The 26,709-nt window shown below is 71.2% G+C and carries 27 protein-coding genes; 16 read left to right on the top strand and 11 right to left on the bottom strand.

Going from position 1 to position 26,709, the window contains the following annotated elements; all coding sequences use genetic code 11:
* Positions 1-71: 71 nt before the first annotated feature.
* From RM540_RS09285 to RM540_RS09340, 12 genes are all read left to right on the top strand, one after another.
* Entirely contained in the window at positions 72-1,436 is a 1,365-nt protein-coding gene (locus RM540_RS09285; protein ID WP_311663383.1) for an alkaline phosphatase family protein, read from the top strand.
* A complete protein-coding gene (locus RM540_RS09290) occupies positions 1,437-1,733 on the top strand; it encodes a hypothetical protein (protein ID WP_311663385.1) in 297 nt (98 codons plus the stop codon).
* A gap of 121 nt (positions 1,734-1,854) precedes the next feature.
* A complete protein-coding gene (locus RM540_RS09295) occupies positions 1,855-2,628 on the top strand; it encodes a SpoIIAA family protein (protein ID WP_311663387.1) in 774 nt (257 codons plus the stop codon).
* A gap of 97 nt (positions 2,629-2,725) precedes the next feature.
* Positions 2,726-3,475 (top strand): TspO-related membrane protein, encoded by a 750-nt coding sequence (locus tag RM540_RS09300; protein ID WP_311663389.1) that lies wholly within the window; start codon positions 2,726-2,728, stop codon positions 3,473-3,475.
* 7 nt (positions 3,476-3,482) lie between these two features.
* Positions 3,483-4,589 carry an adenylate/guanylate cyclase domain-containing protein gene (locus RM540_RS09305; protein ID WP_311663391.1) on the top strand — a complete coding sequence of 369 codons (1,107 nt, stop codon included), beginning with the start codon at positions 3,483-3,485 and terminating at the stop codon, positions 4,587-4,589.
* A 332-nt stretch (positions 4,590-4,921) separates the two neighbouring features.
* Positions 4,922-8,191: a strawberry notch-like NTP hydrolase domain-containing protein gene (locus tag RM540_RS09310; RefSeq protein WP_311663393.1), complete on the top strand. Its 3,270-nt coding sequence runs from the start codon at positions 4,922-4,924 to the stop codon at positions 8,189-8,191.
* A gap of 111 nt (positions 8,192-8,302) precedes the next feature.
* On the top strand, positions 8,303-8,800 hold the full coding sequence (locus tag RM540_RS09315) for a hypothetical protein (protein ID WP_311663395.1): 498 nt from the start codon (positions 8,303-8,305) through the stop codon (positions 8,798-8,800).
* 190 nt (positions 8,801-8,990) lie between these two features.
* Entirely contained in the window at positions 8,991-9,947 is a 957-nt protein-coding gene (locus RM540_RS09320) for a DUF6166 domain-containing protein (RefSeq protein WP_311663397.1), read from the top strand.
* A gap of 102 nt (positions 9,948-10,049) precedes the next feature.
* The gene (locus RM540_RS09325; protein ID WP_311663399.1) at positions 10,050-11,231 is read left to right on the top strand and encodes a hypothetical protein; all 1,182 of its coding nucleotides are present in this window, start codon (positions 10,050-10,052) and stop codon (positions 11,229-11,231) included.
* A gap of 422 nt (positions 11,232-11,653) precedes the next feature.
* The gene (locus RM540_RS09330) at positions 11,654-12,340 is read left to right on the top strand and encodes a hypothetical protein (RefSeq protein WP_311663401.1); all 687 of its coding nucleotides are present in this window, start codon (positions 11,654-11,656) and stop codon (positions 12,338-12,340) included.
* A gap of 199 nt (positions 12,341-12,539) precedes the next feature.
* Complete coding sequence (locus tag RM540_RS09335; protein ID WP_311663403.1) at positions 12,540-13,316, top strand: JAB domain-containing protein; 777 nt, start codon at positions 12,540-12,542, stop codon at positions 13,314-13,316.
* A 108-nt stretch (positions 13,317-13,424) separates the two neighbouring features.
* The gene (locus RM540_RS09340; protein WP_311663405.1) at positions 13,425-13,736 is read left to right on the top strand and encodes a hypothetical protein; all 312 of its coding nucleotides are present in this window, start codon (positions 13,425-13,427) and stop codon (positions 13,734-13,736) included.
* Between the two features lie 28 nt (positions 13,737-13,764).
* On the opposite strand, the gene RM540_RS09345 is transcribed toward RM540_RS09340, so the two are convergent.
* From RM540_RS09345 to RM540_RS09365, 5 genes are all read right to left on the bottom strand, one after another.
* Positions 13,765-13,989, bottom strand: a complete 225-nt coding sequence (locus tag RM540_RS09345; protein WP_311663407.1) for a hypothetical protein — start codon at positions 13,987-13,989, stop codon at positions 13,765-13,767.
* Between the two features lie 178 nt (positions 13,990-14,167).
* A complete protein-coding gene (locus RM540_RS09350) occupies positions 14,168-16,000 on the bottom strand; it encodes a class I SAM-dependent DNA methyltransferase (RefSeq protein ID WP_311663409.1) in 1,833 nt (610 codons plus the stop codon).
* Positions 16,001-16,059: 59 nt separating this feature from the next.
* Entirely contained in the window at positions 16,060-16,590 is a 531-nt protein-coding gene (locus tag RM540_RS09355; protein ID WP_311663411.1) for a restriction endonuclease subunit S domain-containing protein, read from the bottom strand.
* Between the two features lie 59 nt (positions 16,591-16,649).
* The gene (locus RM540_RS09360) at positions 16,650-17,336 is read right to left on the bottom strand and encodes a restriction endonuclease subunit S (protein WP_311663413.1); all 687 of its coding nucleotides are present in this window, start codon (positions 17,334-17,336) and stop codon (positions 16,650-16,652) included.
* Positions 17,333-19,720 carry a DEAD/DEAH box helicase family protein gene (locus RM540_RS09365; protein WP_311663415.1) on the bottom strand — a complete coding sequence of 796 codons (2,388 nt, stop codon included), beginning with the start codon at positions 19,718-19,720 and terminating at the stop codon, positions 17,333-17,335. Before RM540_RS09365 ends, RM540_RS09360 begins: the two co-directional genes overlap by 4 nt.
* Positions 19,721-19,936: 216 nt before the next feature.
* Between RM540_RS09365 and acpS the strand changes: the two genes are divergently transcribed.
* A complete protein-coding gene (gene acpS, locus RM540_RS09370; protein ID WP_311663488.1) occupies positions 19,937-20,323 on the top strand; it encodes a holo-ACP synthase in 387 nt (128 codons plus the stop codon).
* Here the strand turns inward: acpS and RM540_RS09375 are convergent.
* The 6 genes from RM540_RS09375 to RM540_RS09400 form a co-directional block, all read right to left on the bottom strand.
* Positions 20,287-21,174, bottom strand: a complete 888-nt coding sequence (locus RM540_RS09375) for a nucleoside triphosphate pyrophosphohydrolase family protein (protein WP_311663417.1) — start codon at positions 21,172-21,174, stop codon at positions 20,287-20,289. The genes acpS and RM540_RS09375 overlap by 37 nt on opposite strands.
* 13 nt (positions 21,175-21,187) lie before the next feature.
* The gene (locus tag RM540_RS09380) at positions 21,188-22,165 is read right to left on the bottom strand and encodes a nucleotide kinase domain-containing protein (RefSeq protein ID WP_311663419.1); all 978 of its coding nucleotides are present in this window, start codon (positions 22,163-22,165) and stop codon (positions 21,188-21,190) included.
* A 138-nt stretch (positions 22,166-22,303) separates the two neighbouring features.
* Positions 22,304-23,146: a hypothetical protein gene (locus tag RM540_RS09385; protein ID WP_311663421.1), complete on the bottom strand. Its 843-nt coding sequence runs from the start codon at positions 23,144-23,146 to the stop codon at positions 22,304-22,306.
* Entirely contained in the window at positions 23,143-24,015 is an 873-nt protein-coding gene (locus RM540_RS09390; protein WP_311663423.1) for an ImmA/IrrE family metallo-endopeptidase, read from the bottom strand. The genes RM540_RS09385 and RM540_RS09390 overlap by 4 nt, the downstream gene beginning before the upstream one ends.
* Positions 24,012-24,323 (bottom strand): helix-turn-helix domain-containing protein, encoded by a 312-nt coding sequence (locus RM540_RS09395; protein WP_311663425.1) that lies wholly within the window; start codon positions 24,321-24,323, stop codon positions 24,012-24,014. The genes RM540_RS09390 and RM540_RS09395 overlap by 4 nt, the downstream gene beginning before the upstream one ends.
* The gene (locus RM540_RS09400; RefSeq protein ID WP_311663427.1) at positions 24,316-24,630 is read right to left on the bottom strand and encodes a hypothetical protein; all 315 of its coding nucleotides are present in this window, start codon (positions 24,628-24,630) and stop codon (positions 24,316-24,318) included. The genes RM540_RS09395 and RM540_RS09400 overlap by 8 nt, the downstream gene beginning before the upstream one ends.
* 64 nt (positions 24,631-24,694) lie before the next feature.
* Here RM540_RS09400 and RM540_RS09405 point away from each other — a divergent pair, with 64 nt between their 5' ends.
* Genes RM540_RS09405 through RM540_RS09415 form a run of 3 tightly spaced genes read left to right on the top strand, consistent with a single transcriptional unit; the run spans position 24,695 to position 26,708 of the window.
* Positions 24,695-25,483, top strand: coding sequence for a hypothetical protein (locus tag RM540_RS09405; protein WP_311663429.1), 789 nt, complete (start codon positions 24,695-24,697; stop codon positions 25,481-25,483).
* 18 nt (positions 25,484-25,501) lie between these two features.
* On the top strand, positions 25,502-26,014 hold the full coding sequence (locus RM540_RS09410) for a TIR domain-containing protein (RefSeq protein ID WP_311663431.1): 513 nt from the start codon (positions 25,502-25,504) through the stop codon (positions 26,012-26,014).
* A 31-nt stretch (positions 26,015-26,045) separates the two neighbouring features.
* Positions 26,046-26,708: a dCTP deaminase domain-containing protein gene (locus RM540_RS09415; RefSeq protein WP_311663433.1), complete on the top strand. Its 663-nt coding sequence runs from the start codon at positions 26,046-26,048 to the stop codon at positions 26,706-26,708.
* Position 26,709 lies beyond the last annotated feature (1 nt).

A 26,709-nucleotide genomic window follows, 5' to 3' on the forward strand; every position in this document is an offset into this window, starting at 1 on the left:
GTCCGCCGTCTGCGCACCGGGCGCCCGCTCTGATCCATGCGCCCGCTCCCCGACGCGGCCCCCGCCCGCCCATGACCCCGACCCCCCGCCCCGCCCTGGCCGCCGCGTTAGCAGCCGTCGTGCTCGCCGGCTGCGGCTCGTTCGGCCGGACCGTCGATGGCGTTTGGGACGTCGCCATGATGGGCGAGACCGAGGCGCTCCGCGACCCGCTCCGCCCCGTCCGGGGCACGACGCGCGTGCTCGTGATCGCCATCGACGGCCTGGGCGACGGCGCCCTGCGCCAGGCCGTCGCCGGCGGCGACGCGCCCCACCTCGCGGCGCTCCTGGGCGCGCCGACCGGCGACCCCGACGTGTTCGCCCACGCCTACGCCGCGCCCGGCGTCACGGCCGTGCTCCCGTCCGAGACCGCCGCCGGGTGGGCCGCCGTCTTCACCGGCCGCCGGCCGTCCGACACCGGCGTCGTCGGCAACGAGTGGTTCGACCGCGACTCGCTCGCGCTCTACGCCCCCGTGCCGGGCTCGGTGTCGTCCATCGAGCAGACGGTCCGCGTGTTCAGCCGCGACTTCCTGGGCGACGTGATCCAGACGCCGACGCTGTTCGAGCGGGCCGGGCTCCGCTCCCACGTCTCGCTCGGCTTCGTCCACCGCGGCGCCGACGTGTTCGCGCCGCCCGACGCGAACGACGCCGGCGAGCTGCTCGACGGCCTGTTCGACTCGGTCTTGGAAGGGCCGCGCGCGCTGCTGGCGGAGCTGGACGAGGACACCGAGGAGGGCGTCCGCGCCGCCGCCCGACGCTACGGGCTCCCCGACCTCCAGGTCGCCTACTTCCCCGGCGCCGACCTGACGGCGCACCGCTACGGCGCCGACGCCGCCCGCGACTACCTCCGCGACGAGGTGGACGGCCGCGTCGGTCAGATCATGGACCTCTACCGGCAAGCGGGCCTGCTGGACTCGACCTACGTCGTCGTCGTGGCCGACCACGGCCACACGCCGCGGCTGGCCGACGACGAGCACGCGATGGAGGCCGAGGCCGAGTTCGCCGCCGCCCTCAACGCGCTCGGCATCCGCACGCGCGACGTCTCCATCGGCGCCGACGACGGACCCGCGACCTACCAGGCCGTCCTGGGCTACAACGAGGTCGCCGCCTTCGTAACCCTCGCCGACCGATCGACGTGCCCCGAGCTGGGCGACGCCTGCGACTGGTCACGCCCGCCGCGCCTGGACGGCGACGTGCTCCCCATCGCGCGCCTGTTCCGCCGGGCCTCCGACGACGCGCCCGGCGGCCCGACCATCGACCTCGTCCTGGCCCGGGCCTCGCGCACCGACGCGGCCGTCCCGTTCCAGGTGCTCCGCGACGACCGTTTGGTGCCCATCGCCGACTACCTCGCGGACACGCCGCGGCCCGACCTGGTGCGGCTGGCGGAGCGGCTGGACTAGATGACGAGCGGCCCGCTCGGCCACCGCGCCGGCGACGTCCTGCTCCTCTCGACGGCCAACTCGGGCGTGCCCATCGAGGGCCGGTTCTACTTCGCGGACCCCGGCCCCTCGGGCCACGGCGGCGCCGGCCCGCTCGACAGCCTGATCCCGCTCGTCGTCGCCCACGCCGAACGCACCGGCGCCGACCTCCGCCAGCGGGTGCGCGCGGCCGTCGGCGAGACGCCGACCCAGCTCGACGTGACGGCCCTGGTGCTGGCGCTCCTGGCCGAGGGCGGCCCGCTCCCCGGCGGCGGCTGACGGGCCGTGGTGGGGGCCACCACGCGCGCGGGGTGGCCCCCGGCACAAACCGGCGGGCGTCGGCGCCGTACTCCCCTAGACGCCCGACGTGGGGCGCCGCCCCCCGCTCTCCCCGATCCCCATGACCTCCGCCCTCACCCGCCTCGACGCCCCCGCCGCCGACGGCGTCCCCGTCCTCGCCTACGCCCTCGACGGCGCGCTCACGTCCGCCGACGTCGACGCCATCCAGTCCGACCTCGACGGCCACGACCGCGTCCGCCTGCTGGTCCGCGTCGACGACGTCGAGATGCCCGAGGCCAGCACGTTCACCCGGCGGTTCGTGTCGATGAAGGCGGGCGCGCTGGGCAAGGTCGAGCGCTACGCTGTCGTCGGCGGTCCAGCCTGGATTGCCCGCATGGCCTCCACCGTCGGCGCGCTGGCGCCGTTCCCGGTCCGACATTTCGAGGGCGAGGACGCCGCCCGCGGCTGGCTCTCCGGCCCCGCCACCGCCGACGAGATCGAAGACCGCGCTGACGCTGCCCAGAAAGCCGAGCCCGCCGTCGCGCTCTTGCCCACGCACCGCTCGGACCTGGTCGCCTTGCACGTGGACGGCACCCTAACCGCGGCCGACTACAAGTCCGTCGTGGACCCCGCCGTCCGGTCCGCCCTCGCCGAGCACGACGCCGTGGACCTCCTCGTCCGCATCGGCCACCTCGACGGGCTCAGCATGGGCGCGGCGCGCCAAGACGCGGCGCTGGCGGCGCACCTCGGCCGGTTCCGCAAGATGGCCCTCGTCGGCGCGCCGGGATGGCTCACGGCCGTCGCCGACACGGTCGGCAAGCTGGTCCCCGTCGAGGTCGATACGTTCGAGGACGAGGCGCCGGCGCGCGCCTGGCTCGGCGACGCCTCGGCCTGAGCCCCGTCCGTAGGCCCGGGGCCTCTCGGCCCCCGAGCGCCCGACCGGTCCGTTCGGCGGCCCGACCCTCGCCACAGTCCCCTCCTCAAACCCTGACATGACCGGACTCCCTCGCCAAATCGCCGTCGTCGCCGCGGCCCTGTTCAACGTCGGCATGAACGCGCTCGCCGGCGCGGGCCTCCTGTTCGGGACGACGACCGGGGCCGTCTCCGACGCCGTCCCGACCGGGGTCACGCCGGCCGGGTGGGCGTTCTCCGTCTGGTCGGTCATCTTCGTCGGCGCCGTCGTCTTCGCCGGGTACCAGGCGCGGCCGTCGGCGCGCGAGCCGCGCTACGACCGGCTCGCGGCCCCGTTCGTCGCGGCCAACGTGCTCAACGGGCTGTGGCAGGTCCCGTGGCTGGCGGGCCTGCCCGGGGTCGCGGCCGTCGTCATCGTCGGCATCCTGGCGAGCCTGGCGTGGCTCTACGTCCGCCTCGACCGGCTCGACCTGACGACGGCCGAGCGGTGGGCGCTCGGCGTGCCGACGTCGCTGTTCCTCGCCTGGGTCTCCGTCGCGACGGCCCTCAACGTGTCGGTCGCGCTCGCGGCGGCGGGGTGGACCGGCGGGGCCGCCTGGCCGCCGGTCGTCGTGGGGCTCGTGGCCGCCGTCGGCGCCGGGCTCCTCCGGCGGACGGGCGACGTCGCCTTCGCCTTGGTGCTCACGTGGGCCTTCGCTGCGGTCTACGCCGAGAACGGGGCGGGCGCCCCCGCGCTCACGTCCGTGCTCGCGCTGGGCGTGGCCGCGTTCGCCGTCGCGACGGCCCTCGCGCTCCGGGGCGGCGCCTCGCCGCTCCCCGTCGCCCGCTGACCGCCCCGTGCGCCTCCGTACCCGACCGCTCCAGGCCGCCACCGCGCTCGTGTCCGGGTGGGTCGCGGCGACGCTCCTGCTGTCGCTGGTCTCCGCGCCCGCCGACCAGCCCGCCAACCTCGGCCTCAGCCTGGTCCTGGGCGTGGCGATGGGGGCGAACAGCGTCTGGTTCGAGCTGAGCTTCCTGCCGCGCTACGGCCGCCGCCTGACGGCGCTGGCGGTGATCGCGGCGCGGACGGCGTTCTACACCGTCGCGGGCGCGGTCTCGCTGGTCGCGCTGGTCGCGTGGGCGACCCACGACCGACTCGGGATCGGCCCCCTCGCGGCCCTGGGCGTCCCGGAGGTGCAGGCGTTCTTCGTCGGCCCGCGCTTCATCGGCGGGCTGGCGGGGCTCACGCTGACCTCGTTCGCGATCAACTTCGTGCGCCAGGTCCGGCTCGTGCTCGGGCCGGGCACGCTGTGGGCGCTGCTCGTGGGGCGCTACCGCCTGCCGGTCGCGGAGGAGCGCGCGTTCATGTTCCTGGACCTCACCGGCTCGACGGGCGCGGCCCAGCGGCTCGGCCCGGCCCGGTTCAACGACTTCAAGAACGACTTCTTCCGCGACGTCGCCCGGCCGATCCTGGCGACGGGCGGCCAGATCTACCAGTACGTCGGCGACGAGGTCGTGGTCACGTGGCGGGTCCGGGACGGCCGCCTGCCCCGGAGCCCCGTCGAGACGTTCCTGCTCCTGGACCGGGCCATCGACCGCAACGCCGACCGCTACCGCCAGCGCTACGGCGAGGTCCCGGTCTACAAGGCGGGCGTCCACTGCGGGGCCGTCGCGACGGCCGAGGTGGGCGAGCTGAAGAAGGACATCGTCCACTCGGGCGACGCCGTCAACGTGACGGCCCGGATCGAGGGCCGGTGCCACGCGTTGGGCGCGCGGCTGCTGGTGTCGGAGGCCGCGCTCGGGCTCGCCCCGCTCCCCGACGACGCGGAGGCCGAGCCGGTCGGCGAGATCGACCTCCGGGGCCGCGACGGAGCCGTCCGCCTGCTCCGCGTCACGGCGGGCTCCGCTGACGCGCCGCGGACCCCGGCCGATCCCTCCGACGAGGCCCCGACGGTGGCCGCGTAACAGGGCCACGTCGGTAACGCGGCGGTCAGTCGCGAGGACGGTCTGGCGGAGACGGTAGAGGGGCGGGACGCGGCCGGCCGCGATGCCGGGCCGATGGGCGAGCCCGTCAACGCGGCGGGCCGGAGCCCACCGGGGGAAAGTCCTGGACTGAGGCTCCGCACGTCCAGCCAACCGGAAATCCCGTGGCCCCCTCTGCATCTCACGTCGCCCGAAGCGCGACCAACACCCCGGTCGAGCAGCTCGACCTCTTCGCTCTCCTCGCGCCCCGCATTGCCAGCCTGGGCGCCGCACCACCCCGCCCGAGGACGACGGTGACACCGCGCCGAGAATCCGTGGCTGCGTGGCCCTTCGCGGACGCCCTTCCGCTGGCGGTCGAGGCCGCCGAGAAGATCGCCCAGACCGGCGCGCTCACGGCCTCCGTGTTCGACGCCTACCGCCCGAGCGTCCGGGTGCCCGGCGCGCGTCCCCACCCGACGCGCCTCGTCGAGTCAGCCGCGATGGCCGCGGCCACGGCGCCTGAGTGCGACTACCAGCCGGTGCTGCCCGATCACCTCGTGACCCAGGGCATCCTCTCGGACGCCCAGTTGGAGACCGTCTGCCGGGCGGGCTCCGTGCACGAGGAGCATCTGCCGGGGACCGGCGAAGAGGTGGGACCGCGTCAGGGGTTCTTCCTGGGGGACGGGACAGGCGTCGGCAAGGGGCGCCAGTCGGCCGCGATCATCCTCGACAACGTGCTCCAGGGGCGGCGCCGCGCCCTCTGGGTGTCCGAGAACCGCAACTTGATGCGCGACGCCGTCCGCGACTGGACCGCTTTGGGCGGTCCGGCGGACTTCGTCTTCGACCTGGGCGCGTGCAAGGGGCCGATCCCGCGCGCCGACGGCGTCTGCTTCGCGAGCTACGACACGCTCAAGGGCAAGCCTCGTGAGAAAGACGGCGTGGAGTCCGGCATCGACCGACTGGAGCAGGTCGTCGCCTGGCTCGCCGGTGGGGGAGAGGAGGCAGACTTCCAAGGCGTCGTGGTCTTCGACGAGAGCCACAACATGGCCTCGGCCCTCGACCGCCAGGGCAGCCGGGGCATCCAGAAGGCCTCCCAGCGAGCGCTCGTCGGAGTGGACCTCCAGGCGAGGCTCCCCAACGCCCGCATCGTCTACGCGAGCGCGACCGGCGCCACCGAGGTCGCCAACCTCGCCTACGCGGCGCGGCTCGGCCTCTGGGGCCGGGGGACCCCATTCCCGAGCGTCGAGGCGTTCGTCGAGAAAGTCAGTGCCGGAGGCATCGCGGCCATGGAGTTGGTGGCGAAAGACCTCAAGTCGATGGGCCTCTACCTCGCGCGGTCCGTCTCCTACGACGGCGTCGACTACCGGACCCTCGTTCACGACCTCGAATCCCATCAGGCTCAGACCTACGACCGCTGCGCTCAGGCGTGGCAGGTCGTGCTCCGCAACATCCAGTCCGCGCTCGAAGTCACGAAGGCCGACAAGTGCGGCCGGGCGCGTGCTGCAGCCTACAGCCAGTTCTGGGGCGCCCACCAGCGGTTCTTCCTTCATGTGTTGGTGTCGATGTCGGCGCCGAGCCTGATCCGGGACATGGAGGCGCGGCTGGCAGCAGAGGAGTCCTGCGTGGTGCAACTGGTGTCCACGATGGAGGCGGCCACCGAAAGAGCCTACGCGAAGGCGGTCAAGCGTGGCGATGACCTCCGGGACCTCGACGTGACTCCGCGCGACCAGCTCTTGCAGTTCGTCGAGGCCAGCTTCCCGACGACCCTCTACGAGGAGTACGAGGACGATGATGGGCGCGTGCGCTCGCGTCCCGTCAAGAACGCGGCCGGGGACTTCGTCCAATCGCCAGAGGCCGTGGCGGCGCGCAACCGGCTGATGCTGGAGGTGGGGGCCGTGTCCGTCCCGCACGGTGTGCTCGATCAGGTCGTGGCTCACTTTGGACCCGACGCCGTGGCCGAGGTAACCGGCCGAGGACGGCGGTTCGTCACCAAGACGGTGGACGGGGTGGAGCAGACCGTCGAGGAGCGCCGCACGAGACGCACGTGCAACGCCGAAGCCGACGAGTTCATGGCAGGCAAGCGCCGGGTGCTCGTGTTCAGCCAGGCCGGAGGCACCGGCCGGAGCTACCACTCCGATCTCGCGGCCGACAACCAAGAGCGGCGCGTCCTCTACTGCGTCGAGCCGGGCTGGAGCAGCGCGCGGTGCGTGCAGGGCATGGGACGGGTCCACCGGGCCAACCAGGCGTGCCCGCCGGAGTTGGTGCTCGTGACCACGAACCTCAAAGCCCAGCGCCGCTTTCTGTCCACCATCGCGCGGCGGCTGGACCAACTCGGCGCGCTCACGAAGGGCCAGCGGCAGACCGCGAGCCAGGGGCTCTTGTCGTCCGAGTTCAACCTGGAGACCCCGCTCTCGCGTGCCAGCCTGCACAACTGGTTCGTGGACCTGTACCGGGGCGAGGGTCGGGCGGCACGCGCAGGCGTCACGCCCACGCTCGTGGAGGAGCAGATGGGGATCAAGGTCCTGGACGCCGACGGGCAACTCAACGTCGGGTCCGTGCCGGAGGTGCCGAAGTTCTTGAACCGGCTGCTCTCGCTCCAGACGGGCGCGATGGACGCCGTGTTCGACTCGTGGTACGGCTACCTGGAGGAGGCGACCGAAGCGGCCCGAGAGGCCGGGACGCTCGACGTGGGCGTCGAGACGATCCGGGCCGAGCGCACGGTCAAGACCGACGAGCGGCTCGTCTACACGCACGAGCGGTCCGGGGCCACGACGCAGGTCGTGACGCTGGAGCTGACCCGCCGGACGGAGATCGTGGACTGGGACGCGATCTGGCGGTGGGCGAAGGAGGCACAGGGCCTGGGCACCTGGGTCGGGTTCGTGCAGAACCGCCGGAGCGAGCAGCCCTACGCACTCTTCCGCGCTGGGAGCCGGACGACGGAGACGGGCCGAGTCGTTCAGAGACTGCGCCGGGTCGGCGTGCGGTCCAACCGGCTCATGGACGAGACCGAGATCCATCGCTCCGGTGGTCGGAGCGGGGCAGGGGAGGAGGGAGGGCACCGTCCCATCCAGACGGTCGAGGCGAGGGCGCTCTGGGATGCGGGCGTGCAGCAGGCGCCGGAGTTCTTCGTCGAGCCGGTCCACTTGGTGACCGGGACGATCCTGCCCATCTGGGACCGGATCGCGGGGCACCCCCGGATCTACCGCGCGCAGACCGACGGCGGCGAGCGCATGATCGGGCGGGCCGTGATGCCGGAGCACTTGGGCAGCACGCTTAAAGCCTTGGGCGCCGCAGGCGACCGCGTGGACATCACGCCGGACACGCTGGCGGAGCGCCTGATGGCCGGGGCCGAGGCCGACCTCGCGGGCGGCTGGCAACTCCGACGGCGTCGGGTGGCGAACGAGCCCCGAATCGAGCTCGTGGGGCCGGACTTCGCGGCCATGCGCGAGCTGGAGGCCGACGGGGTCTTCGCCGAGGTCCACGCCTTCCGCACCCGGTTCTTCGTCCCGACGGGCGAGCGGGCGGCGGGAGTGCTGCGGGCGGTGACGGAGCACCGGCCCGTGGTCGAGATCCGAGGAAGGGACAGCTACCGCCGAGCCGCCTGAACGGCGGGGTGAGCCTGCGCCCAAGGCCGCTCCCCTTCGGTGAGGAGCGGCCCCGGCACTCGGCTGGAAGTCGCTCGGAAATCCATCGCTCCAAGATTCATGTCGAGATCCATGCCCGGCCCCAGCGACTTCTGCCACGGGTGCAACCGACTCAGCTGCCGGTGCCAACCGGAGCCTGACTTCGACGCAACCTACCAGGCGTCGTACCAGGCGGGCTACGGCGCTTGCCTCGCCGACGGCTACTGCGAGCGCCCGCTGACCGAGTGGGTCTACCGGACGGGCTCGCGTGTCACGTGGGACGGCGAGGCGAAGCGCCTGCGCCACCACATGGCGCCGCTCCGGTTCGCCGAGCTCACTTGGCGGAGCCACCACGCGAGCGTCCACGCCTACGGTCGGTGGTTCGAGCGGCAATACGGCTACGAGCTGGAGAGCTACCTCGCGGGCTACGACGACGCGGGATCAGGCTTGCCGTCTGCGGTCGAAGAGTCCGAGCACCACGCCCGGTGCGAGGTGGCCCTCGACGCCTACGGCCCGATCCCAGAGCCCGAACCCGAGGCGATCCAGTCGCCGCCCGAGGCGGTCGAGGCCGACGACTGGATGCCGTTCTAGGCGTCGCCCTAGCCCGCTACTGCGGGTGTGGCTTCAGGGCCGACCCGATGCCATCACACGCGAGACCTGACAGCCAAGTCTCGTCGCGAGCAGACGGGAGCGCCCCTTTGGGGACGGCTCCGTCCGCTCATCCATCGCGACCGCGCTCCCCTGAGCGCGGCGCACCACCGAGACCCCCGCCCCGATCACCATGACGACTCATGCACTCGCCCATCGTCCGAGCCGCACCAGCGGTATCCAAACCCAGGCCGGGACGCACATCCCCGCGGCCGACGTCCACGCGCGACAGATCGCGCGCGAGGCCGAGCGCTGGCTCGCGTTCGCGACCGAGCGGACCCGGATGAAGCCCGGCACCCTCACGGCCAAGGCCCTCGGCGCCTGCGCGTTCAGCGTTCAGAAGCAGGCCTCGAGCCTGGCCGTGCCCTCGAAGCTCACCGGCACCTCGCGGCACCAGCCCAGGCTCCGCGCGCTGGCAAACGACCCCGAGGCCCGGTGGGCCGCGCTCGACCTCGACGCAGTCGAGGACGGCCTGCGGGCCAGCCACGGCGGGGCACCGCTCGGGCTCGTCCAGACCAAGCACCTCGGGTGGGTCCGGCCGCTCATCCCGTTCGGGCTCACGGTGTACCTGTCCCGCGTCACGGGCACGGGCAATCCCGCCGCCGCTGGCGGCGGGAGCTACCGGCTCGGGTGCAACGTCGCCTTCGGCCACGTCGGCGAGGCACTCCGCCGACTGGCGGATGGCGCCAGCGGCGGAGATGGTGCCTCGACGGCGCCGTCGGTAGACGGCCGGAGCCCGCTCCGGCTCGTCGTGCCAAGCGAGGCTCGGCCCATCGGCGTGCCCGTACGGCCCGAGTACGAGGCGCTCACCGGAGACGCGGAGGACGTGGTCTTGTGGCGAACGCTGGAGGGCAAGGCCCACGCCTCGGTGCCCCACGCCGCGAGACATTCACCGACGGGCATCGAATGGGGCTACGGCGGGTCCGGCCCGGCGGACCTCGCGCTGAGCGTGCTGCTCGCACTCACCGACGAGCAGACAGCGAACACGCTCTACCACCGCTTTAAGCACGAGGTCGTGGCCGCGGTCCCCGACGAGGGCGGCGTGCTCCGAGCGGCTGACGTCCGGCGGTGGGTCCAGCGGGCTCGCTGAGACCGCGACCGGCGCTCGGTGCCGGTGGACGCTCCCCAGAAGGCGAGGAGCGGCCCCGGCACTCGGTCGGACGCCGCAATGAACCCCAACTCCACGATTCCCATGCCCACTCTCCAAGCAAACCCAGCAGCGGACGCGAGCTCTCACGTCTCGCGTCCCACCCCCGAGCAGAGAGCCGAGGCGAAGCATCGTCTCCGGGCCGAGGTCGCCCTCGCCTTCCAGACGCCGGTGCTCCCGGACGACCCGTTTCCGGAGCGCGTCACGGGCCGAAACGCGCAGACGGCCGAGCGCCTCGCGGCGTGGACGGACGAGACGCGCGAAGCGGCGGAGTCGCTCGTGGAACGGCTCCGCGAGAAGCCCGACGACGCGCGCATCCCAGATCGCACGAGCACGCGCCTCCGGCGTCTCGCGCGAGAGTGGCGCGTCCTCAAAGCCTTCCGCCAGTTGCACGAAGCGCACCGATGCCCCGGCATCTTCCACCGTCTCCGCGCCAAGGCCGACTTCCTCGCGCTCTGTGACCGTGAGGCCGATTCGTCAGCGGCGGGCTACGGCGAGCGCCAGCGGCGCGTGCTCTCGAAACGCGGGATCTCCCACCGGCACATCTGGGCCGAAGCCCGGCGTCTCGCGGCCGAGATCGGGCTCCTGGACGACGACCCGAGCGTGGAGGAGTCATGTGCCGAGGTCGTGCCCGCTCTCGACGAACCGGAGGCCGACGCCAGCCAGCACGACGGAGACGGCGCCGTGACGCCAGAGGAGGCCGTCGTCCTGGTCTCCACGCCGGACGATGAGGTGCCCGAGGCAGAGGAGGCGACGTGTGATCTCCCGGACGTCCGTCTCGACTCCGTGTGGACCCTGCTGCCTGGGCTCACCAAGGCGAAGCTGGGCGCGGTCGTCGACCGCTTCGGGATCGGGCTGTGGGCGCAGTTCGGGGACCGGTTCTACTCGTCGATGCGAAAGGCCGAGATGCTGGACCACACCCGGCGCGTCGTGCGCCACCACGCCTGCCTCGACGCCGCCCAGCGGTTGACCGAACCCCAGGTGGAAGACCTCTACGACTGGATGCGGGGCGCCATCGCCGAGCGATACCAGAGAGATGCGGACCTCCACATCGCGGCGCGGCTCTTCGGCGACTTCCAGGCGAGCACGGCGCTGAGCGCGGCCGGGTCCGGGCTCTCGCCCGACGCCTGGAACCGGTACCGCGACGCCGAGCTCCGGCGGATCGCGTCGTTCTGCTACCACCACTTCTACGAAGACCGCTGCGCTCAGAGCCAGGGTGACGCCTGAGTCTGAGTTCGCGCCGTCAGCGGGTATTCCCGCTGGCGGTGTGATTCGGACGCAACGAAAGGATGCCGAGGATGGACGGAGCGGGGGCTCCGACGTGTGCCCCTCCCGACGCCGACCGGGCGGCGTCGGGAGGAAGGGGGCGGGGTGTTGGCAGCGGTTTCTAGCAATCTAGGCGACGGCCGGACAGCGTCAAGGTCGTTCGCCCCGTGCTCGCGCTGCGACGAGGAAATCTGAGGACCGATTTCCACGACGGTCGCTCCGCGCGGGGGCGCTCCACCTCGGGCCGAGGACGGATTACCGACCACGGCCCTGTTGACCCTGTAGTCCGGCCTTACGCCTGCTGGCTTTTTAGCCGCTGGCTGCGGGGACCACTCGGGTCCCCTGGGTGCAGTGGCTCTCACGAGCCCCTTTGAGGCCCTGTTATGATCCGCACTTACAACCGTCCGCACTACGCTCAGGCCCGGACCTGGTACCGTTTCGCGTGCTGGCTCCGGCGCACGTCGTGCCCCCAGTTCCATCCGCACCTCATGAAGGAGGACGCCTTGAGGACCAGCTTCGGGCTCCGCGCGAAGAGCCTCATCCTCCCGTCGCTCTTGCAAGACTGCGAAGCCGCCGGGCTCGCCCGGCTCGCCGCTCGGGCCGAGGCCGGGGACAAGTACCCGGAGCTCGTGGCCCGGATCGCCCAGGTCGATCCCGACGACTCGACGGCCGACGAGGTTCATCTCTTCCTCGAAGTCGCCGACCGGACCGGGACGCACACGGAGAAGCACCTCTTGGGCAAGCTCCCGCCGGAGGACGCCCTGTGGGTCGCCCCCCTGATCCGGCTGGAGTCCGACGCCTACGGCACCGGCACCGTTCTCCGGTACCACGTGACCGGAGGCCAGGACACGCAAGTCCACGTCGCAATCAGCCGGGCGCACCAAGCGGCGGCGGCCTGGCTCGACTGGGCCGACGACCGCAAGGCCTGGGCCGAGGCGCACGCGGTGGCCGAGGAGAGCCCGTACGCCTACCGGGCGAGCTACCGAGACACGGTGGCGCCGGGTGCGAGCTACGGCGAGTTCCTCTACGGCACCGACGCCTACGGCGAGACCGACTGGGACGACGAGTAGCCCAAGCTGAGACGATCAGCCCGGTGGCCCACGGGGTCACCGGGCTTCTTTTTTGCCGCAACGACCGGGAGTGTGAGGCAGGGGGAAGCCAGAGACACGAGGAGGGGGAGCGCCCCCGCCGACCGCAGAGCGCGTCGGCCGACGGGGGCGCTCCCACCACGGCTGACGTGTGTCTGTGCGGAGCGATGTCTGATCTCTCGTGGCAATCCAGAACACCAAGAACCCACGTCTCACGTCGCTCAACCTCCGCGTGCTCCGCGACATCGAGGCCAAGATGCCCGAGGGCGGCGACCGCGTGGACGGCGAGCCCGCCGTCCCCCAGCCCGCGCTCGACCGCCGCGAGCGGTACCACGCCCGGCGGCTCGCCGTGCGCGGCAGACTCCGCCGCGTCGAGACCGACGCGCCGTGGTTCGCTCGGCGGACCGTGCTCTATGGCTCCGTGGCCGAGGCGGCAGACGACCCTCAATCCGTCGTTCGGGAGCCCGTCCACGTCCCCCGACAGCCCGAAGTCCATGTGGCCTATCGGGCCGCCCTGTTCTCCGGCGTCCCGCTCTACACCACCCGCCTCGTCCGTGAGCGGACGTTCACCTTCCCCACGCGGGACCAGGTCCGCTCGCCCGCCGACGCGGCCGTCGTGCTCGCCGAGTACTTCTCGGACCGCGATAGGGAGGAGTTCGTCGTCGCGTTTCTCGATACCGCCAACACCCTGACCGGGCTCCACGTGGCCTCGGTCGGGGGACTGGCGGCCTCCATCGTCGAGCCGAGGCAGGTGTTCAAGGCGGCGGTGCTCGCGAACGCGGCAGCCGTGCTGCTCGCGCACAACCACCCGTCGGGCAACCCGGAGCCGAGCCGCGAGGACGTTGCCGTCACGCGCCAACTCGTCGAGGCGGGGAAGGTCATGGGCATCCCGGTCCACGACCACCTCATCCTGACCGACCACGGGCACACGAGCCTCGCGGAACGCGGGCTGATGTAGCAGGGCGCGGGCCGCAGCAGAGCGAAGACGGTGTCTCCCGGCGTGGGGGCGCCAAGCGTGGCGAACGCCCCCATGCCGGGGGATCCTTCCGTTTCGACCACCGCTGCCATGAGCACGACCGCTGCCAAGACCGAACGTCGCCAGACCCGCCCCATTCACCTCTCGCTCGGGCACGTGGTCGCCACGCCGGGCGCCCTCGAAGTCGTCCGCGACCACGGGCTCGATGTCGTCGGGCTCCTCCACCGCCACCGAGACGGGGACTGGGGCGCCGTCTCTGACCACGACGCCCAGGCCAACGACCACGCCGCCGCCCACGGCGCCCGCGTGCTCTCGGCCTACGAGACCGCCGGGGGTCGTCTCTGGATCATCACCGAGGCCGACCGCTCGGCGACGACGGTGCTCCTGCCCTCCGAGTACTGAGCCCAGCCGGAAGCCCGCTCGCCCAGGCTCAGTTCAGACTGAACAGGGCGACGACGAGCGGACCCCGCGCCGATCCGTCGGGCCGGACATCGGCGGGCATGAACGCGCACGTCGGCCGGATGCCCGTCCGCCGCCACTGCGCGGGTCGCCAGCCCTTCGGGAGCGGGAGGACGTAGGCGCCGCCGAGGTCCCACGGTCGGTCCTCCTGCGCCGTCATCTCGGCCTGGACGACGGCGACAACGAACGGGGCCATCTCCATCAGGAGGTGGCCGTCGGCGCTGCGACCTCGGGGGACGCCGATTCGAGCGTCGGTGTGGTAGGCGGGCGAGGGTGTCGCCCGAACGTCGCCTGGCGGCGCGACGAGTCTCTGTCACACCTTCCACTCCCGGACCGCCTCCCCGACCTCAGGGACTGCCGTTCCGTCCTCCGCGTCAGTCGTCGACGGACACGCCCGCGACGGGGAAGCCGTCCGCCACGCCGTCCCCGCTGGCCGTCAGTGCGCGGAGCCGGTCGAGCGCGCTCGCGACCCGCTCGCCCGCCGCCTCGATCTCGTCGAGCAGGTCGTCCGGTGTCCGCGTGTCCCCGCCCTCGGGCGCGTTCGGGTTCACGGCCTTCAAATCGTAGACGGCCTCCTCGACCCTCTGCGCCCGGTCTAGCAGCCGCTTGGCCTCCTCGCGCTTGGCCGCCAGCCGCTCCTCGACCTCAGCGATGCTCGCCTTAAGGCTGGCGTCGGTCTTGGCCGCCTTCCGCATCGCGGTAAGCTGGTCGTCGAGCCGCGACGCCTCGGCGCTCGGCGCCTGCGCCTTCTGCCGGAGCCCCTTGGCCTTCTCGGCCGCCGCCTTCTTCCGGGCGCCCAGGTCCACGGTCCAGCTCAGGGCCGAGTCGCCCGCCTCGGTCCCGGCGTGGGGGAGCAAAGCGAAGAAGTCGTCGAAGTGGGCCAGCGTGAGCGGCCTCGTCTTCGTGACCTTGACGTCGGACAGGTCGTAGTACCAGACCCGGTCGGTCGGCCGCCCCTTGTCGAAGAACAGGAGGCTCGTCTTCACCCCGGCCCCGGCCGCCGAGAACACGCCGCCGGGCAGGCTCACGACGCAGAACAGGTCGCACTCGCCGACGAGCTTCTTCTTGGTCTGGACGAACGCCTTCTCGGTCGTCCGGAACAGGGCGCCCTCGTCGATCACGACGCCCGCGCGGCCCCCGTCCTTCAGGCTATCGACGACGTGCTGGAGGAAGAGGATCTGGGTGGCCCCAGTCTTGAATGCAAACCGGCCCTGGGCCGCTGCCCCCTCCTTCCCGCCGAACGGCGGGTTCGTGAGCACGACGTCGAACGGGCCGGGCTCCTCGGCGCTCTCGTAGAGGAAGAGGTCGGCGTAGGTCGCGTCGCCGGTCAGCGTGTTCCCGTGCCACACGCGGGGGACGTCGACGCCGTGGAGGACCAGGTTCGCGAGCGCGAGCGGGTAGGCGAGGTCGTCCTTCTCGCGGCCGTAGATGGCCTCGGTCTTGAGTCGGTCGAGCACCTCACCCGAGGCGCCCTCGGTCTCCCACTTGGCCTTGAGGTGCGTGAACGCCTCGGCCAAGAACCCGCCCGTCCCGCAGCACGGGTCGTAGACGGTCGCGTCGAGGGCGGGGTCGACGACGCGGATCATGGCGCGGACCGTGTCGCGCGGGGTGTAGAACTGGCCGCCGTCGCGGTTGGCCTGGCCCATCGTGAGCAGGAGGCCCTCGTAGGCCTGGCTGATCGGGAACACGTGGGTCTGGTCGATCCCGCCCGCCGTGATCCCGTCGACGAGGTCGAGCGCGTCCTTGAGGTTGGCCTCGGTGTCCACGCGCGTCTCCTCGGTCGAGCTCACGACCTCGGCGATCACCTTCTGGCGCGGTGTGGCCGAGGCGGACCCGGCGAACGACTGGAGGTGCGGCAGGAGCTCCCCGTTCACGAACGCCATGAACGCACCGGCCTTCGCGTCCAGCTCTGCTCGCTTCGCGCCTCGAACCAACTCGCCGTCCGCTCCCTCCTCGGGCGGAGCGGCCCAGTCCCGCCAGCGGTACGGGGCCGCCAGCGAGGGCTCGAACGGGACGCCGAGCACGGCGCTCTCGGCTGCCTCGATCTGCTCGCGCTCGTCGAGGATGCGGAGGAACAGCATCCACGTCATCTCCGGGACGTAGCGGAGCACGCTCTGGCAGTTGCTCCGGCGGAGCACCTTCGCCACGGCCTCGACGGCACCGTTGACGGCGCTTTGGGTGGCGAGGGTCGGGGACGAGGAGGGCATGAGCGACGAGGTCAGTACGGGTTCGGAGACGGCTCCGAAAGGTACCGACCGCCTCCCCGTCAGGCCGCGACCGGCGCCGCCGCGCCCTCGAACGCTGCCTGCAACAGTGCCCCCGGCAGCGACCCCGCTGCGTCCTCCTGCGCCCGGAGCCCGCCGACGAGCGAGCGCACGTCGGCCTGGCGCTGGCGGAGCTCGCTTGCCACCCGGCGCTGCACGTCGAGAGGGGGGAGGGTCATCTCGACGGCCCGGACCTGTGTCCGCCGGACCTTCTTCATCGTCCCGCTCGCCCCGCCCGCCCGCTCGGCCCAGTAGCCCGAGAGGTAGAGGTGGGAGAGGTAGTAGCCGACGTACGCGGGCTCAGCGCGGGGGCCGACCCGGACCCGGATCAGCAGGTCCGACGCGACCACACCCGGCGGACCGCCCTCGTACACCGAGGCCCGCCCCACGAGGTCCGGCGTGTTGCTCCGGGCGATCAAGACCTCGCCGGGCTCGAGCGTCGCCTGGACCGCGTCCGCCGCGTCCATCTGGGCCGCCTTCAACCCGTTGGCGCTGAACCCTGACTCGGTCAGGCAGGCCGACGTCGCGGCCACCACCTCGGTGTCGCCGCTCTTGCTCAGCGACCGTGCGGGGATCAGATCAGCGATCTCGCTCAGGCGGACCGTCGGCCGCCTCGACGCCTCGACGCCTCGACGCCTCGACGCCTCGACGCCTCGACGCCTCTAAAGGCCTGCGTAAGATACGCTTCCGGCAGGGACTGAGCCGCCGCGAGTTGAGCTTCCAGGTTCGTGCGCGCCTCCGTCGCCAGTTCGAGTTGAGACCGGAGCGTAGCGGCTACCTCGCGCTGTGTGTCGAGAGACGGGAGCGGGATCTGGAACCGGCTCAACTTCGACTTCGAGACCTCCTTGAACGTGGCGCCCGTTCCGAGGTCCTGGATCGCCGGTACGGAGAAGCGGAGCGCGTAGTAGAGGTAGTCGGTGTCCACGTTGGGTCCCGGCACGAAGCTCTTGCAGCCCTGGTTGGTGCAGAGGGGGACGCGGGCGACCCCGAGATGGCCGATGGGTGCGCGGCTCGACATGACAACGGCGCCCGGCTCCATGAGCGTCGTGCTGCAACTGGCGAACCCGGCCTCCGTGATGACCCGCTCGGACTCGACAATGTCGCGCCCGTCGAGCTTCCCGAGGTCCGTCGGCGTGATCCACACGATGTCGCCGTCCCAGAACTCGGGCACCTTTGTCTTGGGCGTCGCGCCGCTCACGACGGTACACACGTCGCCGAGAGCGACGCGCGGCCACTCGACCGGCGGCTCGGCGGTTTCGACAGAGAGGAGGGGATTCATGGAGCGAAGATCCGGGATTTCATTTCGGTGAGGAGCGCGGCCGGGGTGTCCGCCAGTTGGAGCGCAGGGAGCCCGCCTGCCTGGACCACCGCCGGGGACTGGAACACCGACGCCGTCTCCAGCGCCTCGATTCCGCCGTCGGTGAACTGGCCCGTCAGCGCCCGAAGCGTCGCCGCCGTCTTGGCCGGGAGCGCGTCGAGCCACTCGCCGTGCTTGAACTCGAAGGCCCCCGAGCGGTAGCGCCGCGTCCTGGGCGCGAGCCCGTAGCCCAGCTCGGCCAGCACGTCGAACAGGTCGCACGCCTCGAGCTCATCCATCCGCTGCACCAGCCGGGCGCTCTGGCCCTCCTGCGGCAGCCCGCGCAGCAGCTCCGCTCGGGCGCGCGGGTCCACCCACGCCGTGCGGAGCGCCTCGGCCGTCGGCGCCTCCTCCACGAGCGCCTTCGCCACCAGCGCCTTGTAGTCCTCCAGCGAGACCGGGCGCTCCTCGCCGTCCACCTCCGCCAGCACGAACCGGCCCTCGTCGCGGATCTCGACATCGAACCCCTCGACGGAGACCAGCGGCGCGGCCTCGTCTGGCTCGTCGCCGCCTCCGCCGTCGTCGGTCCCCATCCCGCCGTCCCCGCCCGTCGTCCCGCGCAGCTCCGTCACGAAGTCCTGCCCGAACAGCCGCGTCGCGTTCGTGTAGTCGTAGACCCGAAACATCAGCTTCCCCGTCGTTGGGTCCAGTCGTGTCCCCCGGCCGACCATCTGGTAGAACAGGATCGGGCTCTTGAGGTAGCGGAAGAACGCCACGTTCCGGAGCGACGGGAGGTCCACGCCGGTCGAGAGCAGGTCCACGGTCGTCGCGACGAAGTGGCTTGTCCGCGAGCCCCGGAGCGAGGCCAGGTCGTCCTTGCCGCCCGCCGCCGTGCACTTGAAGGCGTACGCCTCCTTCCGCTCCAGCCCGTGCTCGGCGCACCACGCGGCGTACAGGTTGTTCATCGCGACGGCCACCTGGTCGGCGTGGTGGTCGCGGACGCAGAACACGACCGTCTTTTGCTCCGCCCCGCCCGTCTCGACGAGGTAGCGGAACAGGTCCCGGGTCATCGCGGCGACGCGGTCGGGGAGCAGGAGCTGGTCCTCGAACTGCCTCGCCTCGTAGAGGTCGCGGACCTCGGTCGTAGTCAGCTCGCGGCCCGTCACGGCGTCCCTCGGCCCGAGCTCCATCACCTGCTCGACCGTCACGCCGGTCTCGTCGAGGTCCACGCGGCCCTTGCGGATGTCGCACGCGGCGAGGTACCCGTCGGCGATGGCCTGGCCGATGGTGTACTCGTAGGCGGCCTCGCCGAAGTAGGCCCGGTTGTCGGCCGTGATCTGGCGGTCCTCGGCGGGCACGTCCCCCGCTGCGTCGCCCTCCTCGACGAGCCGCCGGGGCGTCGCCGTGAGCCCGACCTGGACGGCCCCCGCGTTCAGCTCCAGCACCTCGCTCCACGCCCCCCATGCCGAGCGGTGGCACTCGTCGATCACGATGTGGGAGAAGTAGTCCTGGCCGTAGTGCTCGCGCAGGAACGTGATCTCCTGGGCCTCGTCGCGCGTGATCCCGAGCGTCTGGTACGTCGCCACCAGTACGCGCGCGTTCGTCTCCGGCTTCTGCGCCGTCACCATCCGCACGTCCGACCCGAACGCGGCCTGCAACGCGCCGAGTGCCTGCGTCCGGAGCTCGTCGCGGTCGACGACGAACAGCGCCCGTCGGAGCTGGCCGCCGTCGGCCAATCGGCGGAGCAGGTTGACCGCAATCCGAGTCTTCCCCGAGCCCGTCGCCATCGAGAGCAGCGCGCGCGGCGGCTCGCCCTCGGTCTGCTGCCGGGCCACCTGCTCCAGGACCGAGCGGATCGCGGCGTCCTGGTAGTACCGTCGGCTCGTCTCACCGCCCGCGTAGGGAACGAGGAGCGGCTTGGCGACGGCGTCGTCCAGCCCGAACCCGACGGCCTCCTCGTACCGTGCTCGGAGCGCGTCGGGCGTCGGGAACTCGTCCATCGGGCGGGCTTCGCTCGTCACGCCCGTCGTCCGGTCGTACTCGACGAAGAGGTGACCGTTGGACGAAAACACGAACGGGACGTTCATCCGCTTGGCTCTCGCGTACGCCTTGCCCTGGTCGAGCCCGTGCCCTGGCGGCAGTGTGTCCTTCTTGGCCTCGATGAGCGCGACGGCCACCGGCTGCGGTCCGCCCTCTGCCTTGACGCGGAGCACGTAGTCCGCCCGTCCCTTGCGTGACTGGCGTGCCGAGTCGCCGTGGATCGTGATGCGCCCCGCCGTGACCTCACGGCGGATGAGGTCCTCGTCCCAGCCCCGCGCGTGCAGGGCCGGGTCGATCAGCTTCGCCCGGGTCTCAGCCTCGTTCATCGTCCTAAACTATGCCGCCGAGTCGGGAGGCTTGCTCGCGCTGTCGACACAGTCCACTTCGAACGCCTCACTAGCGGGTCCCGTCCCGAGTCCGCCAGCCCCTCCTGAGAGCTCTCCGACGCCTCGTTCTCCGACGCCTGTCCTTTCTGGTACACTCATCAGGGACTGAGCGACCTTTGACCCATCCTGATTTCTACCGTCCCCCTCTCTCTCGGCATTGACCTTGTCCAGGTCTCGCGGTTCGAGCCCATGCTGACCGACGAGTTCAAGCGCCGTGCCTTCACGCCGAGTGAGATCGACGCCCGGCGGGGGCCGGACCTCGCCGTCCGCCTGGCAGGGTGCTTTGCAGCCAAAGAGGCCGTCCTCAAGGCGCTCGGGACGGGCTGGAGCGACGGCGTCGCCTGGATTGAGGTCGAGATTGTCCACGCCCCCTCCGGCGCCCCCACGGTCGCCCTCTCCGGCCGCGCCCACGAGGTCGCCGCCGAGCGCGGGGTCGCGCGCTGGCTCCTCAGCCTCTCCCACGACGGCGACTACGCGACCGCGACAGCCATCGCGCTCGGCCCGGCTCAGGCGGCGAGCTCAGCCTCGGGGAGCGGAGAGTAAGAGATCGTCCCCCGGCGACGGTCAGCCGTAACCACGCCGCCACCCGCGGCCCGGACCTGTCGCCACACCGCGAACCCCGACAGGATCGTCCGCTCCCAGTCGGCCGCCGTCCGGTCGGCCACCTCCAGGTGCGCCGTCATCGCCCGGACCGTCCGAAGCAGGTCGTCGTCCACGCTCTCGACGCCCTCGTAGAAGTTGCGGTCGCGGGCGTGCGACCACACGAGTGCCACGACGCCCTCCTCGATGGCCGCGGCCCGCCCGCCGTCCTCGACCTCGTCGGCGAGCGTGTCGCTCTTCCGCTTCCGGCCCAGGATCGCCCGGATGCACGGCGACCACCCCAGCACGGCCGCGTTCGCAAGGTGGAACACGTCGTGGAAACGGTACCCGTCATCATCGCGGGCGTTGTCGGTCAGCGTCGCGCCCATCTGCTCCCCGTCCACGTGCGCCATCATCGCGGGGCCGTCCGGCGTCTCGACGTCCTCCAGCACCGCCTCCACCACGGCCGGGAGCCGCTCGTGTTCCTCGTATCCCTCGTCGAGCGGCGACGGCGGCACCCGCCTCTCGGACCACCGCGCCCGGTTCTTCTCCAGGTTCTGCGCCGCCACCTCACCCAGGTCGAGGCCGTGGCGACGCGCCACCCCGGCCACGTACCACAGGAGGTCCCCCAGCTCCTCGGCCACGCGGCCCTCGAACGCCCCGTACGCTTCGCCGTCGCGGAGCCGCTTCTTCTGCTCGGTCACGAGCTCGCCCACCTCCCCGGCCAGGCCGAGGAGCGCCACCAACAGGCCGCGCTCGTCGTCGTCCACGAAGTCGGTCTCGGCGGCTCGCCGCTGGTAGTCAGAGAGGGTCATCGCTCGTCGGGGTCTAGGCGGACGCGATCCGCTCGTTGAGGTCCCACTTCGGGGGGAAGAAGTAGTCGAGGGGGGCCGGGGTCGGGGCGTACTTCTGCTTGATCCGGGTCCGCCCCCCAACGCCCTCGGCGCGGGGGTGGACCACCCGGGCGTACTTGTCCACCTCGCAGTACAGGTTCTGGCAGTCGATAAGCTGGAGCCGACGGCCCCACAGGCTCTCGAACGCGACGCCCGCCCGCTCGAACGCCTCCTCCTGCATATCGGCCGTCCACCGAATGAGGTCGGCCCCGTCCCAGTCGCCCGCGTCGGCAAAACACTTCCGGAGCCCGCTCCGCGCGCCTGGACCGGGCACCACGAACTCCATCTCGTTGAAGTCCACGACCTCGCTGTAGTTCACGTCGGTCACAAACTGGTACGCGAGAAAGTCCCCGATCGTCGGGTACCCGCGGAGCAGGGCGTACGCCGCTCCCAGGTCCGGTGCCTCCTGGAGCTTCCGCGCGATCCCGTCGTCCATCATCGCCTCCAAGAGCGCGAGGTGGTTCCGGTGCTTCCGGACGTAGCCGAACGACCGGCCCCCCGGCGGCATGATGTACGCCCCGTTGTAGATGCTCCCCCGGGCCGAGGCCTCCGTGAGCACGCGGTCGTAGCGCTCGGCTGAGAACCCCGCGTACGTGACCGCCCCGAGCGCGCCCTCTAGCGCCTCCCACGTCTCGATCTTGTTGAACAGCTTGAACAGGAGCACCCGGAACACCACCTCCTCGGCGCTCTCCGGCAGGTCGCCCCGGTAAATCACGTGGCGGATGAGGTATTGGCTCGTCCGGTCCGACGCGCGGTAGGCGTTCGTGAACTTGTACGTGCGCAAGACGGCGTCGGCCGTCCACGGGGCCGTCTCGCCCCGCCAGCGCCTGAAAAACACGGCCTGGCGCTCCGCCGCGAACTGCCAGTACGTCCTGAACACCTCCGTCGGCCGAGGGGCCTCGGAAAACACCATGACCGTAGGTGCCCCCCGCTCGGCGGAGCAGAGAACGGGGCGAGAGGACAGGTCGAGGGCAGTCTGCACAGGGGGGGACGGCAAGGGCTCCCCAAGGTAGCCAGTCCCCGCCGACGCCCGGCTCAAGATGCGCGCGCGTCATGTCGTCACCTCGCCCAGGGCCGATCCGACCGCTTCCACAAGGGGCCGCAGGCGCGTTTTCGTCGTGTTCCCCAGCTTCTCGACTCCGACGAACACGGAGAGCCGTCCCACGTCCAGCCCCATCTCCCCGGCCATGAACGCCGCGAGCTGGCGGAGCCCCAGCAGGTTGCCATACGCCTTCCGAACAAGCTGCTGCGTCGCGTAGAACGCGCTCGTGTGGAGCACCCCCGCCCGAACGTCCGGCTCGAACGTCATGTGCTGCAAGCACGGAAACGGCAGGTACGGACCCGGCGTGTGGTCCCGCACCGGGTCGAAGATCCCAACCTGGAGCTTGATCCGTTGGACCCCCTGACGTCGCCCGTCGCGGACCTCCAGGCCCCGCTCGTACAGCCGCAGCACGGTCTCGAGCTGGTTCCCCTCGTCGGGGAGGCCCCCGACAGTCGGCTCGCCCGTCGCGGGATCGAGGTCGAACCCGACCATGCGGGCAAAGTAGATCCCCCGCCGGTTCGCTGGGCTCGCCTTGACAAACCGCGGCAGCGCCCGCCGGTACCCAGCGAAGAAGGCAGTCCTTCCCTTGGACCCGTAGATCCGCCAGATCGACTCGGGAAATACGGTCCACGCCACGTCCTCGACGCTCGTCTGTTTCTCTGCTCGAAGAAAGTCGTCGAGGGCCTCTCGGATCGCGGGGTCCTCGCCCGCGCCCCCATCCACCACGAACAAGAGCGGCGACCGCTCTCCCCCGGTCCCCGGCTCGGACAGCGCCAGGAGCGCCCGGCCCCACACGGCCCCGACGGTGCCCCCCGTAAACACGTGGCCCTCAGCGAAATCAGACCCGGTCATCGGATCACCCCGGCCGGAGCCCGCTCGCCCTTCGGGCCGTGCCGGTCGGCGGCCAGACCCTCGTACCCCGGCGCGGTCACGCGGACCGACACCTCGCACCCTCCCACCGCCAGCGGCCACTCTCCGGGGTACAGCGCCCGGACCAGCGGCCCGTGCACGGTCCGCCCCTCGACGTCCAGCCCGTCGGCCTCGGTTTCCGCCTCGCCCAACGTCAACACTAGTCCGCCCGCGACCACGTCGTACGCCCGCTTCCGCCCGCTCTCCGAGACCACGGTCAGCTCAGGGGCGGGGTGTCCAGGCGCGATCTGTCCCCGGATGCGCTTCGGGGTATGCCGCGCGAGCCCATCCGCACGGTCCCGCGAAAGCACCCCGGCCGAGTAGACGAGGTGCGTCAGGAGCGTCCGGTACCCCACCCCGAACTCGCTCGCGACCGCGTAGACCTCAAAGACCGTCGGCTCCGCCGGATCGGCCCCCAGCGCCCGGAACGCCTGGAGCACCCCGACCTCAGGCATCAACAGGTGCCCGGCAAACACGTCGGCCAGGAACTCGTCCGGGTCGTCGAACGGCCGCCGCCCCACCACGTCGTCGGCGCGCACGCCATGGCCGAAGGCGTGGTGCCCCAGCTCGTGCGCGCACGTGTACCGCTGACGCGGCCCCGGACGCTCGGCGTTGACCAGCACCGACGGGACCCCTCTGTTTGGCGAGTACAAGCCCTCCGCCTGCATTGCGAGGTACCGGACCTTGACGCCGACATCCGGCGCGGCGGCCACGTCGAACGGGCACACCGGGTCCCAGGCCCCCACTCGGGCGTCGCGGCGGACCTGGACAGCGGCCTCGAGGGCCTGGCGGGCGAGGGCAGTCCGGTTCACGTCCCCGCGCGCATGCTCGTGAGGACGGCGATCACCCGGTCCAGGTCGTCCGAGTCCAGCTTGCCCAGCGCCCGCGCCGCAAGCTGGACGCGCTCGTCGGCCTCCTCCCCGAGCAGCCACGACGTGCTCACATCGTAGGCCTCGGCAAACCGTCGAAGCTCCTCGGCCGAGACCCGCCGACGCCCCGCCTCGATCTCGGAGATCGTCGGCCGGTGCATGTCGAGCCGCTCAGCGGCCTGCTTCTGGGTCAGCCCGGCCCTCTTTCGTGCCGTGCGGAGCTGAGTGGGGAGAGGGGAGGTGTCAGGCATTGGGGAGGAGAGAAGGGGAAGCGGTGCCGTTCGTGCTGGGCAACTGAGCGATCTCGAAGAGCCGTTCGGCGACCTCGTCCAGGGTCGCTCCGCGCCGCCCCCGAACGAACACGTTCTCGGACGTCGGGATCGGCAGGCCCAACCGGTACGCCAGCTCGCTCGTCGAGAACAGGAGCTGGGCGCTCGTCACGCCCGCGAGGTCCGTCGCAGGCCGCACCGAGCCCGACGAGGGCACCGAGGCCCCGTTGGCCTCGGCCACCTCGCCGACGACGTCGGCTACACATGCGCGGATCGTGGAACGGGTCACGGGATGACTTGTCTTACCATCTGGTCAGATTATATTACGCGCAGTCAACGCCCCTGTCAAGCCCATGCCCCCCGACGACGCCCGCTGGCTCCCCCTCGCACCCGCTCCCGACGCGGGCGGCACGCTCTCGGTCTACTACGCCGACGCCCTCGCGGCCGTCCCCGTCCGCGAGATCACCCGCCTCGGCGACAACAAGGCCGACCCGAATATCGAGACGGGCACCTACGGCCTCTTCTCGACCTGCGGGCGTCGCCCACGCTCAGGCATCGTCCGCGACCGCCGCCGCTTCCTCTTCTTTACCTCCGCCTGGGGCGGCGGGCGCGTGCTGGCCGGGTACTACCGCCTCGGCTGGTACGCCTACACCACGTCGCAGGCAACGCGCGACTACGCCCTCGCGGCTGAGACCGTTCGGTTCGATGCCGACCCGCTCTCCCTCGCCACCATCGACGACCGGCTCGGCACGGATTACAACCGCTTCTTCCGGAGCACGCGCACCCTCTCCGGCGACGAGGCCGCCCGCCTCGCCGACCTCCTCGACGGCCGCCCCGACGGCACCGACCACTACCTCGATGAGATCGACCGGCTCGAACGGTTCAACCGCTGCTACGGCGGCCACCGCTACAACGGCTGGGGCCGCGACGAGCCCTTCACCTGGGCCGCCGCCGACGCCCGCCTGGCCGACGGTCCCCCGACTGGAGCCAGCACGGTCTCGAACGCCTCGCCCTCGGGCTGGTGGGCTTGCACCGCCTCGAACTGCGCCCACGCCTTCGAGAACCGCTCCCGCCTCCGCGTCTGCCCCTCGTGCGACGCCGCGGGCACTCTCGCCCCGCTCGAAGAGGCTCCCGACTCCTAACCCCCCCCACACACACCGATGGCCCGAGGCATCTTCATCTCCTACCAGCGCCAGGACGTCAACCGCGCGCGCGGCTTCAACCTCATGAAGCACAGCCAGTACGTCGACGTCAACTTCCGAGGCCGACACCTCCTCACCCCGGTCAACTCCCGGAACCCCAGCTACATCAAGAGCTGCGTCAACAAGCAGATGCACGGGACTTCCGTCACGGTCGTCCTCCTCGGCGAGAAAACGCATCAAAGCAACTGGGTCGCCTGGGAGATCGCCCAGAGCATCAAGCGCGGCAACGGCGTCGTCGCCATGCGGCTCAAGGACCAGCACGCCCCGCTCCCCTCGAACTCCGAGGTCTCGCGACTCCTCCGCCAAGCGGGGGCCGAGGTCCTCCCGTGGAACCCCCACGGCGTCGACCGCGCCATCGAGCGGGCCTTCCGCGCCTCCGGCCGCGCGAGCGCCATCGCCAACCGCTCCTCGCGCACCGCCCGGTCCGGAGGTGCCCTCGCTGGCGGCGGCGGGCAAGGGTGCAATCGGTAGACTCACGCTCTGAACTCTCAGCCTCCTCCATATGGCATTCGCCTCGTCACAGACGATTAAAGCCGCTCACAGAGCGAACTCCAGTGATAACTGGTGGATCTCTCCCTTTAGGGAGGAGAAGGTCAAGCACGGGGCTTACGAACTAGCAGTAGGGCCTGAGATGGTGTCTACCGGAGACCAAGGCATCAAGACACTCAGCCACCGGAGCGCGAAGGAGGGATGGCCGCTCGGCGAGTCCTTCGTCGTGAAGCCAGGTCAGTTAGCCATAATGATCACTGAAGAAATCATCCGAATGCCCAGCAATAGGATTGGTTTCATATCTGTAAAAGCTGGATCTAAGCTAGAGGGACTGGTCAACGTTTCCGGATTTCACGTGGACCCCGGGTGGTTTGGCAGGCTGAAGTTCTCAGTATACAATGCGGGGTCAGAAGAGTACGTTGTAAGAATAGGCGAGCCTCTGTTCATGATATGGTTTTCTGAGTTCGACCGAGAGGTTAGTGACCCTTACGGAAAGGGGGGGGCTCACTACGGTCAGACTCAGATAGGGGCAGACGACGCACAGAAGCTGACGAAGCGGCTACCCTCTCCAATAGATCTAGAAAAGAAGCTCAACCGGCTTCTCTTGTACGCCCCCATCATCATCACTGTGGCAACAGCGGTTCTCGTCGTGTTGCTCAGGATCTTGCTCGGTTGAC

Source organism: Rubrivirga litoralis (assembly GCF_031846415.1).
GTDB lineage: Bacteria > Bacteroidota > Rhodothermia > Rhodothermales > Rubricoccaceae > Rubrivirga > Rubrivirga litoralis.